Origin of the sequence: Bacillus paranthracis, from assembly GCF_001883995.1 — a bacterium.
Taxonomy (GTDB): Bacteria; Bacillota; Bacilli; order Bacillales; family Bacillaceae_G; genus Bacillus_A; species Bacillus_A paranthracis.
Map to the genome: position 1 here is coordinate 52,060 of NZ_MACE01000039.1, position 12,879 is coordinate 64,938.

Here is a 12,879-nt window from a genome sequence, read left to right on the forward strand (position 1 = left end):
TTTAATCAGTGGGGGGCTTCATCCCCCGCTGATTATCAGCCCTCACCAATCGGACTTTTATGGACAGTTGACTCCCCACCTAAATTCTTTGTTTTCGCTGAATTTTGAGGTGGGAGGCTTACTGCCCATTAAAGTGGGATAAAAAGAAATACAGGCGGTTTGCTGCCTGTATTTTTTTGTGTTAAACAAACGTTTGTCCAGTTATGATAATATAAAAAGAAAGAATGATATAAATGGTGGTGAATGGGTTCGTGGAGGCGTGGATTTTTGAAATAATGCGGGCAGTTGGACGTTTTTTCTTACACCCTGCTGTCTATGTATTTCTAATAAGTAGTATCTTCGTTGGATACTTACGTATGTTACGAGAACGAAAAGATTTTTCTTTTAAAGTTTATGATATTTGGTTTGAACTGCGAACATCTTTATTGGCGGGAGTTAAATACGGATTAATCGTATCTATCATTACGATTGGGCTCGGACTTGTTGTTTCTAAGGCGAGCTTATGGGCCATTTTACTTTGGACGTTACTATTTGGATTAACTGCTATGTATCGATATTTATCAGCGGCTTATACGTTTAGTATCGCGATTGTATGTGTTCTATTATCTTCTAAGCTACCAGTTTCTTTCTTACAGCTTGGAGAAGGTGAAGAGAATACAATCGTATCCCTTGCTATTTTGCTAGGCATCATGCTCGTTGTAGAGGGCTTGTTGATTTCTAAAAATGCAGTAGGATATTCGACGCCGAAGATTAGGAAGGGTAAGCGCGGATTAAAGATTGGTTTACACGAATCAAAGCGTTTATGGATCGTTCCTATTTTTATTCTTGTACCAGGTGACGCAGTAACGCAGTTTATTTCATGGTGGCCTGTCGTTTCAATCGGTTCACATACATATTCTCTATTCCTCGTTCCATTTTTAATTGGATTTATGAGAAGGATTAGAAGTTATGAGCCGACGGAAGCTTTATTATTTACAGGAAGACGTGTGTACGGATTAGCAGGACTTGTGCTTGTTTTAGGAATCGCAAGTTATTGGTGGCACGTACTTGCCATTATTGCAATGGGCGTTGCAATGCTTGGACGTTTTACAATTTCCATGCAAGAGAAAATTGCGGATGAAACAAGACCAGCGTACTTCGCTGCACGTAATGATGGACTCGTTGTACTAGATACAATTCCAAATACAATTGGAGCAGAGCTGAATTTACTGCCTGGAGAAATGATTACGAAAGTAAATGGAGTCATTCCAAGAAGTGCTGAGGAATTTTATGATGCGCTTCAAACGAAGACGACAGGAGCATTTTGTAAGTTAGAAGTTTTAGATACAAATGGAGAACTTCGCCTTGCTCAAACGGCATTATACGCTGGTGGACATCACGAATTAGGTATTGTGTTTGTTCAGCAGGAGCATGAGTGGGATTCGGAAGCGATGTAATAGAAGAAAAGGTATCATCTTGTGGTGATGCCTTTTTTGTGTAAGCAGGGCGGTAGTTATAGTACATGAAATTTATATCGGCGATTTTGCAAATATATCAGCGCAACTTGAAATATATCGGCGATTTTGCAAATATATCAGCGCAACTCGAAATATATCGGCGATTATTCGAATATATCGACTTTCCGGCCAAAAACGACAACTATCGCAAAGCTTATTTTCAGTTTCATAGACGGATAACTTGAATAATTATTTGATAATAGTTATCATTTAGGGAGTCTTTTTAATTTTGGAAAATGGAGGGAAGATATGCTACGTAAATTTTTTTCTTACTATAAACCGTATAAAGGTTTATTTATACTCGACTTTTCTTGTGCGGTCGTCGCAGGATTATTAGAACTCGGCTTCCCGCTTATCGTAAATCAATTTATTGATAAGTTATTGCCAGGGCAAAACTGGACGCTTATTTTATGGGCTTGTTTCGGTTTACTCGCAGTTTATATGTTAAATGCAGGCTTACAATATGTCGTTACATATTGGGGACATATGCTTGGTGTTAACATTGAAACAGATATGAGGCAGAAATTATTTGATCATATTCAAAAGCTATCATTCAGATTTTTTGATAATAATAAAACAGGTCATTTAATTTCACGCCTTACAAACGATTTAATGGAGATTGGGGAAATTGCTCACCACGGGCCAGAAGATTTATTTATCGCCGTAATGACTTTAGTTGGGGCATTTTCATTTATGATGATGATCAACTGGAAGTTAGCGCTATTAACGTTCTTCGTCATTCCATTCTTATTATGGTTAGCACTTTACTTCAATAAAAAAATGACAGGTACATTTAGACGTTTATTCTCAGATGTTGCTGATTTCAATGCATGTATTGAGAACAACGTTGGTGGTATTCGCGTTGTACAAGCATTCGGAAATGAAAAGTTTGAGAAAGAGCAATTTGCTGTTAATAATGCTCGTTTCCGTACAACGAAATTAATGGCGTATAAAATTATGGCGCTAAATTCGTCAATTAGTTATATGCTTATGCGTCTCGTAACGCTCTTCGTCTTAATATGCGGTACATGGTTTGTTCTGCAAGGAGAATTAACGTACGGTGGATTTATCGGATTCGTTCTATTAACGAATATTTTCTTCCGTCCAATTGAAAAAATTAATGCGGTAATCGAAAGCTATCCGAAAGGGATCGCCGGTTTTAAAAGATATGTAGAGCTTCTTGAAACAGAGCCAGATATTGTGGACTCTAAAGATGCAATGGAAGTAAAACATGTACACGGTGATATTCAATATAACAACATTACGTTCGGATATGAAAATAAAGAACCGATTTTAAATGATATTAGTTTGAAAATCCACGCAGGTGAAACGGTTGCGTTCGTTGGACCATCTGGAGCTGGGAAAACGACGTTATGTAGCCTATTACCACGTTTTTATGAGCAATCATCTGGATCGATTCAAATTGATGGTATTGATACGAAAGATATGACGTTATCTTCACTTCGTAAGCAAATCGGAATTGTGCAGCAAGATGTGTTCTTATTCTCAGGAACGATTCGTGAAAATATTGCTTACGGAAATTTAAAAGCATCAGAGGCTGAAATTTGGCAGGCGGTAAAGAGAGCTCAATTAGAAGATTTAATTTACTCACAACCAGACGGTTTAGATACTGTTATCGGTGAGCGCGGCGTGAAACTTTCAGGCGGACAGAAGCAGCGTTTAGCGATTGCTCGTATGTTCTTGAAAAACCCGCCAATTTTAATATTAGATGAAGCGACTTCCGCATTAGATACAGAGACGGAACTTGCGATTCAAAAATCACTTGCTGAACTATCTGTCGGTCGTACAACATTAGTTATCGCTCATAGACTTGCAACGATTAAAAATGCAGATCGCATCGTCGTTGTAAATAAAGATGGGATTGCAGAACAAGGTTCGCATGATGAATTAATTGAGCAAGGCGGAGGATACAGTAGATTATACGAAGCGCAGTTTAGTTCGTAAATATAATTTTTGCCGAATTAGCGCACCATAAGTAAGTGGAAATCTTATATGGGAGGCTACACGGTATGATTGTAACAACAACTTCTACAATTCAAGGGAAAGAAATTATTGATTATGTCGATATCGTGAATGGAGAAGCGATTATGGGGGCGAATATCGTTCGTGACCTTTTTGCTTCTGTCCGTGACGTTGTCGGTGGTCGCTCAGGCGCTTACGAAAGCAAATTGAAAGAAGCACGTGACATCGCAATGGAAGAGATGAAAACTCTCGCAAGACAAAAAAATGCGAATGCCATCGTTGGTATCGATGTGGATTACGAAGTAGTTCGCGAAGGGATGCTAATGGTTGCTGTGAGCGGGACTGCTGTTCGTATCTGAAGTAAAAAGCCGTGCTGATGCACGGCTTTTTATATGCTATGTCGAAGATTCAATATTTCTTGGGAAATGCGGCAGGTCCCGTCGATATATAGGGAAGACATTAGAGCGCTTCTTTACATTTCCGGATTTGAACTAATAATGTTTCGTATTCTTGTTCGAGAGATGTGATGTCATCGTGATGATTTTGTATGGAAATTCGGCCGATGATTTCTGTTAATTTTGTTTGTAATCGTAACAATTCTTGTTCAGTAACATTTACAGAATCCTCGGTTGTTCTCTTGGTGTATTGCTCGTAATTGCCGTGGAATACTCTAGGTTCACTCTCGTCTACTTTTAGAATATGGTCTGCCACAGAGCGAATAAAGGCACGGTCATGGCTAATGAAAAGTATAGTGCCAGGATATTCTTGTAACATGCTTTCTAATTCTTCTTGCGTTGCTAAGTCTAAATAGTTTGTCAAACTTATTTCAGCTTGTGATTTTTGAATTCGTTATTATAAACTTGTGCCTTAGCTATAGCCTCAGCATCATTTTGGATTTCATCTAACCCATTCGCATCCCCAATAATATAACCTTCAAATGATGAACCAACAAAATCAAAGATGTATTGGAACTGGGAGATAAGCGGTAATGCTTTTAGTTTTGGATTATCGCCGCCAACGATGACAACGTACATTTTTTTACCTTTCATTTTTTCTTTGAAATGAAGGGATGTATTACGCAAGCTTTGTGACCAGCGATCGACGAAGTTTTTCATATGACCGCTCATCCCGTACCAATATAATGGTGTAGCAAAGATAATTGTGTCGTGCTCTAACATGCGTTTCGTTAACTGCTCGTAGTCATCATCTACAGGTTGGAATCCTTCAGCATCATGACGCTGGTCTGTAATAGGATAGACTGTGTGATCACGTAAATAAATTTGTTCTGTTTCAATTCCATCAACCATCATATGTGTTAAAGCTTCCGTATTTCCATTTTGTCTTGAACTGCCGTGTATAACAAACATGTAATCATTCCTTTTCTTTTGCTTGTTTTAGGAGTGAAACGTGTTTTTGCAAATTCGTTTGAATATTGGAAAGCAATGAGATTTGCTTTGTTACTTCATTAAGTTTATCTTCATAAAGCGTAAGGATGCTGCTGCACGGATTGTCGTATAAGTGCGGTTCAATTTCAAGGCAGCGCAGCATCCTTGCCGTCTCTTCTAAATTCAAGCCAATTTGTAAGTACATTTGAATAAGCTCCACTTTTTCGATGGCACTTTCGTCAAAATCACGATAGCCATTTGCGAGGCGCTTCGAAGGAAGTAATCCCTTTTCTTCGTAATGTCTTAGTGATCTTTCGCTAACGCCAGTTTCTTTTGATAACTCCCCGATTCGCAATACGTTTCACTCCTTCTACATGTATTGTAAACCTTCACACTAATGTGAAGGTCAATGCTGTTTTTTCGCAAAAGAATTTACATGATTTAGAAACACTTGAATAGCTTTAGACGGAATAAAATATTTGCCGCGCACGATGGAGAATGGACGGATGAGTTGTTCATCTGGAACTTCGACGTGGAATAGTTCTTTTGCCAGTAGCTCTTTCCGTACAGTCCAATCAGAAAGGATAGCGATGCCAAGCCCAGCACTCACCGCTTCCTTCACGCTTTGAATACTGCTGAATGTAAAGGAACGCTTTAGTTTTAAATGGTGTTGATGAATAAAACGGTCACTATAGGCACGTGTACCAGAACCACTTTCTCTTAATACCCATACTTGATCTTGGAGTGTCCTTTCATTTATTTCATTTGTGCGGAGTAGTGGATGGTTTGGCGGGACGACGAGTTTCATTTCATCTTGCATAAACGTTTCAACGTCAACGTCGGCGTATACAACTTGACCTTCTACTAAGCCGATATCAATTTGATTAGAGCGAAGGCTTTGCAAAACGTCTTCTGTATTTGAAATAAGGGTATGAACTTCGACGCGTGGATTTTCATTGGCATAATTAGCGAGTATTTTTGGAAGTAAGTATTCGCCAATTGTAAAACTAGCACCGATGCGAAGCGTTCCTGTTACAACGTTATGTAGTTCATTAATTTCTTGTTTGGCATCTTCATAAAGAGAGAGCATTTGCTTTGCGTGTATATATAATATGTTTCCGGCCTCGGTCACTTGAACGTGCTTCGGGGATCGCTGAATGAGTGTAGTTCCAAATTCGTTTTCTAAGTTGCGAATGTGCATACTTACGCCAGGCTGTGAAAGGTTTAATAATTCTGCTGCACGGGAGAAATGTTTCTGCTCAACGACAGTAACAAAAATTTTTAAAATATCTACGTTCATATAATCGGCTCCTTTCTTTTTCTATCATCTTATCATAAGTATTTCTGATGATAGAGATTTGGTATTGGTATTAAACTTATTATAGAAACTCTCTTATAATGTAAGTAGAAAGAACATGCATGTTCCAATATGATTATTGGAGTGGTTCAAAGTGGAACAGACACTTGTTATACAAAAGAAGAAGCGTTTTGGATTTTCGCAAGGGATTGGGATTACACTATTAATCGCAATTGTGGCGAAATATTTAGCGGAGCTTCCATTTTTAAATATTATGGGACAATTAGTAATTGCTATTCTAATTGGGATGGTTTGGCGTGCGACAATTGGAGTCCCTCATGAAGCAATTGCGGGGACGAACTTTGCGAGTAAGAAGTTGCTGCGCTTTGGGATCATCTTACTTGGAATGCGATTAAATCTTGTTGATATTGCGAAGGCGGGACCGAAAGTATTGGTCATCGCAGCGGTTGTTATTACATTTACGATTTTCGTTGTATACGGACTAACGAAAGTATTTAAAGTAGAGAAGAAGCTTGGAATTTTAACAGCATGCGGAACAGCGATTTGTGGCGCGGCAGCGGTCGTGGCAATTGCGCCGCAAGTGAAAGCAAAAGATGATGAAACGGCAGTTGGGGCTGCAATCATTGCTATTTTAGGTACGATATTTACGCTTATTTATACGTTATTATATCCAGTGCTTGGCTTTTCTCCGTACGGCTACGGTGTATTCTCGGGTGCGACGCTGCATGAAATCGCTCATGTCATAGCAGCTGCGGCGCCAGGAGGAAGTACGGCTGTAGACATCGCAGTTATCGTGAAGTTAACGCGCGTTGCAATGCTTGTACCAGTAGCGATTTTAATTGGATTATGGTTTGGTAAGAGTGAGGGAAGCAAGGAAAAAAGATCATGGCGCGACCTTCCAATTCCGTGGTTCATTTTCGGATTTTTAGCGATGAGTGCGGTGCATTCTCTTGGCGTGATTCCAGAAGTTGTTGCGGGATATATTGTAGTCATCGCTTATATGCTTATCGCAATGGCGATGGCGGGGCTTGGCTTAAATGTAGAGTTTAAAACGTTCCGGAAGTTAGGAAGCAAAGCATTCGTGGCAGGGCTAATTGGCTCGGTTTGCTTATCGGTGCTTGGATATGTTCTTGTATATGCATTAGGATTTATGTAGTAGGAAGAAGAAGCTGTTCCAAAAGATATTTTGGGACAGCTTCTTTCTTATGTTTATAGTGCTACGGATGTCGGTATTTGTCGGTAAGTCGATATATTGAAAAAATCGCCGATATAAATGGAGTTGCGCTGATATATTTGGGGAATCGCCGATATAATTTCAGTTGCGCTGATATATTTAGGAAATCGCTGATATAAATTTAATTCCCTCTGTACTTTGTTAGAAAAGATGTTCAGTGAAATATTTTTCTAAAATTTGTAAAGATATCTTTACTTATAACTGGAAAATATTTATAATTTAAGTAAAGATATCTTTACTTTTGAAGGTGGAGCCTATGGGTGTGAAAAATAAAATTAAAGAATTAAGAAAGCAACATCATATAACGCAAGTTGAAATGGCAAAGGCGATGCAGGTGACGCGGCAGACAATCGTGGCGATTGAAAACCATCATTACAACCCGAGTCTAGAGTTATCCTTAAAAATTGCCAAATATTTTGGAGTGAAGGTGGAAGAAATATTTACGCTAGAGTAAGGGGAGGAAAAATGAACGATACGAAAAAGCTATTGATCGGTGCGACTTTTGGATTGTTTTTGGGAGACGTTATAGTTCATATTATGAATCCGGCTATACCAATTTTACCGCTCGTATGTAGTAATATTTTAGCGATTGTATTTCTAGTGTTGTATACAAATTACAAAAATCGTAAGTACAGAAAAGAAGAACTTCCAGATATAGATGAACGAGTAAATGAAAATATAAAAAAATATGTAAATATCTCATTTGTATTCGCGTTTCTATTGCTTATTGTTTATATTGTTGCGAGTAAAGCAATAGGCAGGGCTGTTATACCAGTGCAAGAAATATTTCTGATATGTAGTTCCTTATTTGCGGGTAGTCTCATCATAGGAGTTATGGTAGGCAAACGAGCATAGTGATAGGAGGAATGAAAAATGCAGGATGAGTTTGAGAGATTTCAGTCAGATAAAGCGTTTAAATATTTAGGGTTGTTTTTAGCGATTAGTTTAGCCATATGGAGTTTGTACAATTTAATTGTTTACGGAAGTGCTGGTATGCCGTTTGTTTTATTTGTACTAGGACAGTGGGTGTATTTTCTTGTGAACTATTGGCCGAAGTGGAAGTATAGAAATCAAAAAGAGGCGGATCATGTATGAGTAAGCAAGATGTTATAAGGTTTATAGGAAGTTTATTTTTAGCGGAGCTTATTTTAAATGCGAGTTTAATAATGTTAAGTATTTCATGGAGAACTATTTTCATATCGAATGTAGCACTAGTCATTTTATATGGCATTGCGGAATATAGAGAACAGAAGCGTTTGAAAGAAGAGGGAATACCGTCGATTGATGAGCGAGTTGTGAATAAGATGAAGTCATATTTTACGATTAGTATGACAAGCTTCGTTTTCTTGTTCATTATGTATCTTTGTGTAAATAAGTATTTAGACAGGCCAGTAGTACATGTAAATGAGTTATTATATATTGCTATTTTTGGTCTATTAATAAGTATGGCATCGACGAGCGTGTTAGCAACAAGGAATAGATAGAAAAAGGGGAACTGGGATGGGATTACCGGTATTATGTGTCGCTACGGCTATTTTTGCTTTGTTTTGGGGAATGCAGAACTTCTCTCATAATCCAGTGCCGAGTATTTGTATTATGCTTGGTACTGTAGGTTTATCGTATTATTTATTAGTTTCAGCTCATTATCATAAAACAGCAACGAGTGTTGTTGTTGGGGCACTTATTTTATTTTGTGGTCGTGCTGTGCAAAAGGGGTTATTTCCGTAAAGGCTGTTTATACGAAGCGTATAAACAGCCTTTTGTATTTTTTTTACAAAACACTTGAAAGTTACGTAACGTCATCTTTTATAATGAAGGAGAAGAGGTGATGGTAGTGATTTCAATTCAACAATTGACGAGAGAAACAGGGGTTACGGTACGTACATTACGTTATTATGATCAAATAGATTTATTAAAGCCGAGTGGTAAAACAGAGGGTGGACATCGGTTATATAGTGAAGCGGACGTTATTCGTTTGCAACAAATTTTGTTTTTAAAGGAAATGGGATTTTCATTAAAAGAAACTGCGAATATGTTAGTAAAAGGTGAGCTAGATTTAAAAAATTCGCTTGAAAAACAACTTCGGTTTGTACAAGAAGAACAAAAGAAATTTAATCGAATGGAGAGTGTTTTACAAGCAGTTGTTTATTCGGTAGATGTGGAAGGAGAACTCGATTGGAAAGTTATGTTTGAACTGATTCAGCTTTCGAAGCAGTCTTCTCGTATACGTGAAATATTTCAAAATGAAGTGTTTTCAAAGGAAGAACAAAAATTGCTTCATAATTTACCAAACATGAGTAAGGAAGATACGAATGTTTTAGAATGGGTAGATTTATTAAAGCAATTCCGTACTTTTATGAAAGACGGTAAAGAAGTAGCTAGTGATGAGGTACAAGGGGCAACGAAGAAATTAATGCAGAAATGTTTAGAAATGGCTAATGGTGATGAAGCGTTTTTAGATAAGTTATGGGAAGTTAGAAAATCGAAGGAAGATTCACAGAAAATGAGCCTGTATCCGATTGAAGAAGAACTTTTACTATATATGGATGAAGCTTTTCGTATCTATGATGAAAAGGAGAGGGCTAAATGAGTATACTCGCAGAATATCGTTGGTATTTTTTAATTGGGGCAGAAATTGTATTTTGGTTAGCGGCTATCGGTTTCTTTTTACTCCGTTACGGATTTCGTTTGAAAAAGGCGAGTTTTATTATGGGAATTGTGCTACTCGTAAATGAAGTGTTTATTTTAACTTTAGGGGTAGTGGACTATTATCAAACAGGAAAGTTTTCTAACTTTCAAATCATTACTGTAATCATTTTATTGTATGCAGTCTTCTACGGGAAAAAGGATTTGAAGAAGCTTGATATATTTGCGCAAAAATTAGTTGCGAAATGGCGGAATGAGCCGGCGCCTATTATAGAAGAACAGGTAGAATTAACAGGTATGGCTTATGCGAAACAGGAAATGAAAAATTGGGTATTGCACCTTAGTTTGTTTGTTGTTGTGCATATTTTCTTTTTCTTTCTGTACGGTCTTGCCCCGGTTGAACAATGGCGTAATTGGTTAGAAACGGGAATTGTTTTAAATAAAGCAGCGAGTCGGGTTAGCCAAGTTTGGGCGATTATACTTTTAGTGGATACAGTTATTTCATTTTCATATGTTCTTTTTCCGAAGAAGGAGAAGGGGAAAGAGAAGCTACTTTCTTAGAGGAAAGTAGCTTTTTTAGTATACCGATAGTTTGTATAGGAGAGGATGACAGTAGGAAAAAGAGCGGATTTTAAATGAAGTGGAATCTTAATCAGTGTGGTGCTTACTGTTTGCTCATGCGGAAGAAGATTTGATAAGGAAGGAAGTGTACTCTCCTTCCTTTTTCTATATATATTGTCGAAAACTTTACCGAATATCTGTTCGTTTTTTTAGGTTTTTTATGGGCATTCGTGGTAAAATAATAATACAGATTTTTATGAGGAGGTCGGATTTTCTTGGAACGTCAATTTGAAATTGTCTCAGCGTATTCCCCACAAGGTGATCAGCCGGTAGCTATAGAGAAGCTTGTAGAGGGAATTAATAGCGGAAAGAAAAAGCAAGTGTTGCTTGGAGCAACAGGAACGGGTAAGACATTTACGATTTCAAATGTCATTAAAGAAGTGCAAAAGCCAACACTTGTCATGGCTCACAATAAAACGTTAGCAGGACAGTTATATAGTGAGTTGAAAGACTTTTTCCCGAATAATGCAGTTGAATATTTTGTTAGTTATTACGATTATTATCAACCAGAAGCGTATGTGCCGCAAACAGATACGTTTATTGAAAAAGACGCACAGATTAATGATGAAATTGATAAATTGCGTCACTCGGCAACGTCTGCATTATTTGAACGGGATGATGTAATTATCGTTGCGAGTGTTTCGTGTATATATGGTTTAGGTTCTCCAGAAGAATACCGCGAGTTAGTTGTTTCACTTCGAGTTGGTATGGAAAAGGATCGCAATCAATTGCTTCGTGAACTTGTTGATGTGCAGTATGGTCGTAATGATATTGATTTCAAGCGTGGTACATTCCGTGTGCGCGGAGATGTAGTTGAAATCTTCCCGGCATCACTTGACGAGCATTGTATTCGAATTGAGTTTTTTGGCGATGAAATTGATCGTATTCGCGAAGTAAATGCTTTAACGGGGGAAGTATTAGCAGAACGTGATCATGTAGCAATCTTCCCAGCATCTCACTTCGTTACACGTGAAGAAAAGATGAAGGTCGCTATTGAAAATATCGAAAAAGAACTAGAAGAGCGTTTAAAGGAATTAAATGATAACGGCAAGTTGTTAGAAGCGCAGCGTATAGAGCAGCGTACACGTTATGATTTAGAAATGATGCGTGAGATGGGTTTTTGTTCAGGTATTGAAAACTATTCCCGTCATTTAACACTTCGTCCAGCGGGGGCAACGCCGTATACGTTATTAGACTATTTCCCGGAAGATTTCTTAATTGTTATGGATGAGTCGCACGTATCAGTGCCGCAAGTAAGAGCGATGTATAACGGGGACCAAGCGCGTAAGCAAGTACTTGTGGATCATGGATTCCGTCTGCCATCAGCTTTAGATAATAGACCGCTTACTTTTGATGAGTTTGAAGAGAAAACGAATCAAGTTATTTACGTTTCAGCAACGCCAGGACCGTATGAATTAGAGCAGTCGCCAGAAGTAATAGAACAAATTATTCGTCCAACAGGGCTTTTAGATCCGCCAATTGATATACGACCAATTGAAGGGCAAATTGACGATTTATTAGGAGAAATTCAAGATCGCATTGCAAAAAATGAACGTGTATTAATTACGACTTTAACGAAGAAGATGTCAGAGGATTTAACAGACTACTTAAAAGATGTAGGAATTAAGGTGAATTACCTGCATTCTGAAGTGAAAACGTTAGAACGTATTGAAATTATACGAGATCTTCGCCTTGGTAAGTTTGATGTTCTCGTTGGTATTAACTTATTGCGAGAAGGATTAGATATTCCAGAAGTATCCCTTGTAGCGATTTTAGATGCTGATAAGGAAGGATTCTTGCGTTCAGAACGTTCATTAATTCAAACAATTGGCCGTGCAGCACGTAATGAAAACGGCCGCGTTATTATGTACGCAGATCGTATAACGAGATCGATGGGAATTGCGATTGAAGAAACGAAGCGTCGTCGTAGTATACAAGAAGCTTACAATGAAGAGCATGGTATTACGCCGAAAACGATTCAAAAAGGTGTGCGTGATGTAATCCGTGCAACGACAGCTGCTGAAGAGCCGGAAACATATGAAGCAACGCCAGCTAAGAAGATGACGAAAAAAGAGCGTGAAAAGACAATTGCGAAGATGGAAGCAGAAATGAAAGAAGCAGCAAAAGCGTTAGACTTCGAGCGTGCAGCTGAATTAAGAGATTTACTATTAGAATTAAAAGCGGAAGGGTGAAAAG

16 protein-coding genes are annotated in these 12,879 nt (G+C 38.1%); 12 read left to right on the forward strand and 4 right to left on the reverse strand.

What is annotated here, in order from left to right; genetic code table 11:
* Positions 1–233: 233 nt before the first annotated feature.
* The 3 genes from BAQ46_RS15265 (at position 234) to BAQ46_RS15280 (ending at position 3,838) form a co-directional block, all read left to right on the forward strand.
* Positions 234–1,436 (forward strand): PDZ domain-containing protein, encoded by a 1,203-nt coding sequence (locus BAQ46_RS15265; protein ID WP_070807173.1) that lies wholly within the window; start codon positions 234–236, stop codon positions 1,434–1,436.
* Positions 1,437–1,745: 309 nt separating this feature from the next.
* Positions 1,746–3,461 carry an ABC transporter ATP-binding protein gene (locus BAQ46_RS15275; RefSeq protein ID WP_000944619.1) on the forward strand — a complete coding sequence of 572 codons (1,716 nt, stop codon included), beginning with the start codon at positions 1,746–1,748 and terminating at the stop codon, positions 3,459–3,461.
* Positions 3,462–3,526: 65 nt separating this feature from the next.
* Positions 3,527–3,838, forward strand: coding sequence for a YbjQ family protein (locus tag BAQ46_RS15280; protein ID WP_000637521.1), 312 nt, complete (start codon positions 3,527–3,529; stop codon positions 3,836–3,838).
* Positions 3,839–3,938: 100 nt separating this feature from the next.
* Here BAQ46_RS15280 and BAQ46_RS15285 read toward each other — a convergent pair whose 3' ends face one another.
* Genes BAQ46_RS15285 through BAQ46_RS15300 form a run of 4 tightly spaced genes read right to left on the reverse strand, consistent with a single transcriptional unit; the run spans position 3,939 to position 6,164 of the window.
* Entirely contained in the window at positions 3,939–4,298 is a 360-nt protein-coding gene (locus tag BAQ46_RS15285; protein ID WP_071742118.1) for a macrolide transporter, read from the reverse strand.
* Between the two features lie 2 nt (positions 4,299–4,300).
* Complete coding sequence (locus BAQ46_RS15290; RefSeq protein WP_071742119.1) at positions 4,301–4,846, reverse strand: flavodoxin family protein; 546 nt, start codon at positions 4,844–4,846, stop codon at positions 4,301–4,303.
* Positions 4,847–4,850: 4 nt separating this feature from the next.
* Positions 4,851–5,219, reverse strand: coding sequence for a MerR family transcriptional regulator (locus BAQ46_RS15295; RefSeq protein WP_001219201.1), 369 nt, complete (start codon positions 5,217–5,219; stop codon positions 4,851–4,853).
* A gap of 51 nt (positions 5,220–5,270) precedes the next feature.
* Complete coding sequence (locus BAQ46_RS15300; RefSeq protein WP_001100010.1) at positions 5,271–6,164, reverse strand: LysR family transcriptional regulator; 894 nt, start codon at positions 6,162–6,164, stop codon at positions 5,271–5,273.
* Positions 6,165–6,315: 151 nt separating this feature from the next.
* Here BAQ46_RS15300 and BAQ46_RS15305 point away from each other — a divergent pair, with 151 nt between their 5' ends.
* The 9 genes from BAQ46_RS15305 (at position 6,316) to uvrB (ending at position 12,875) form a co-directional block, all read left to right on the forward strand.
* Entirely contained in the window at positions 6,316–7,338 is a 1,023-nt protein-coding gene (locus BAQ46_RS15305; RefSeq protein WP_000438463.1) for a YeiH family protein, read from the forward strand.
* A gap of 334 nt (positions 7,339–7,672) precedes the next feature.
* Entirely contained in the window at positions 7,673–7,870 is a 198-nt protein-coding gene (locus BAQ46_RS15310) for a helix-turn-helix transcriptional regulator (RefSeq protein ID WP_000538359.1), read from the forward strand.
* Positions 7,871–7,881: 11 nt separating this feature from the next.
* Positions 7,882–8,271 (forward strand): hypothetical protein, encoded by a 390-nt coding sequence (locus tag BAQ46_RS15315; RefSeq protein WP_071742120.1) that lies wholly within the window; start codon positions 7,882–7,884, stop codon positions 8,269–8,271.
* An 18-nt stretch (positions 8,272–8,289) separates the two neighbouring features.
* Positions 8,290–8,511 (forward strand): hypothetical protein, encoded by a 222-nt coding sequence (locus BAQ46_RS15320; protein ID WP_001150194.1) that lies wholly within the window; start codon positions 8,290–8,292, stop codon positions 8,509–8,511.
* Positions 8,508–8,900 (forward strand): hypothetical protein, encoded by a 393-nt coding sequence (locus BAQ46_RS15325; protein ID WP_000043107.1) that lies wholly within the window; start codon positions 8,508–8,510, stop codon positions 8,898–8,900. Before BAQ46_RS15320 ends, BAQ46_RS15325 begins: the two co-directional genes overlap by 4 nt.
* 16 nt (positions 8,901–8,916) lie before the next feature.
* The gene (locus BAQ46_RS15330; protein ID WP_000524119.1) at positions 8,917–9,144 is read left to right on the forward strand and encodes a hypothetical protein; all 228 of its coding nucleotides are present in this window, start codon (positions 8,917–8,919) and stop codon (positions 9,142–9,144) included.
* 100 nt (positions 9,145–9,244) lie between these two features.
* Entirely contained in the window at positions 9,245–10,006 is a 762-nt protein-coding gene (locus tag BAQ46_RS15335) for a MerR family transcriptional regulator (RefSeq protein WP_000260368.1), read from the forward strand.
* On the forward strand, positions 10,003–10,623 hold the full coding sequence (locus BAQ46_RS15340) for a hypothetical protein (protein WP_000025190.1): 621 nt from the start codon (positions 10,003–10,005) through the stop codon (positions 10,621–10,623). The genes BAQ46_RS15335 and BAQ46_RS15340 overlap by 4 nt, the downstream gene beginning before the upstream one ends.
* Before the next feature lie 275 nt (positions 10,624–10,898).
* On the forward strand, positions 10,899–12,875 hold the full coding sequence (gene uvrB, locus BAQ46_RS15345) for an excinuclease ABC subunit B (protein ID WP_000441046.1): 1,977 nt from the start codon (positions 10,899–10,901) through the stop codon (positions 12,873–12,875).
* The last annotated feature ends 4 nt before the right edge of the window (positions 12,876–12,879 follow it).

Excerpts from the sequence above, each read along its gene's own strand:
- BAQ46_RS15265 (WP_070807173.1), top strand. The coding sequence starts at position 234 with ATGGTGGTGAATGGGTTCGTGGAGGCGTGGATTTTTGAAATAATGCGG.
- BAQ46_RS15275 (WP_000944619.1), top strand. The coding sequence starts at position 1,746 with ATGCTACGTAAATTTTTTTCTTACTATAAACCGTATAAAGGTTTATTT.
- BAQ46_RS15280 (WP_000637521.1), top strand. The coding sequence starts at position 3,527 with ATGATTGTAACAACAACTTCTACAATTCAAGGGAAAGAAATTATTGAT.
- BAQ46_RS15290 (WP_071742119.1), bottom strand. The coding sequence starts at position 4,846 with ATGTTTGTTATACACGGCAGTTCAAGACAAAATGGAAATACGGAAGCT.
- BAQ46_RS15300 (WP_001100010.1), bottom strand. The coding sequence starts at position 6,164 with ATGAACGTAGATATTTTAAAAATTTTTGTTACTGTCGTTGAGCAGAAA.
- BAQ46_RS15310 (WP_000538359.1), top strand. The coding sequence starts at position 7,673 with ATGGGTGTGAAAAATAAAATTAAAGAATTAAGAAAGCAACATCATATA.
- BAQ46_RS15315 (WP_071742120.1), top strand. The coding sequence starts at position 7,882 with ATGAACGATACGAAAAAGCTATTGATCGGTGCGACTTTTGGATTGTTT.
- BAQ46_RS15320 (WP_001150194.1), top strand. The coding sequence starts at position 8,290 with ATGCAGGATGAGTTTGAGAGATTTCAGTCAGATAAAGCGTTTAAATAT.
- BAQ46_RS15325 (WP_000043107.1), top strand. The coding sequence starts at position 8,508 with ATGAGTAAGCAAGATGTTATAAGGTTTATAGGAAGTTTATTTTTAGCG.
- BAQ46_RS15330 (WP_000524119.1), top strand. The coding sequence starts at position 8,917 with ATGGGATTACCGGTATTATGTGTCGCTACGGCTATTTTTGCTTTGTTT.
- BAQ46_RS15335 (WP_000260368.1), top strand. The coding sequence starts at position 9,245 with ATGGTAGTGATTTCAATTCAACAATTGACGAGAGAAACAGGGGTTACG.
- BAQ46_RS15340 (WP_000025190.1), top strand. The coding sequence starts at position 10,003 with ATGAGTATACTCGCAGAATATCGTTGGTATTTTTTAATTGGGGCAGAA.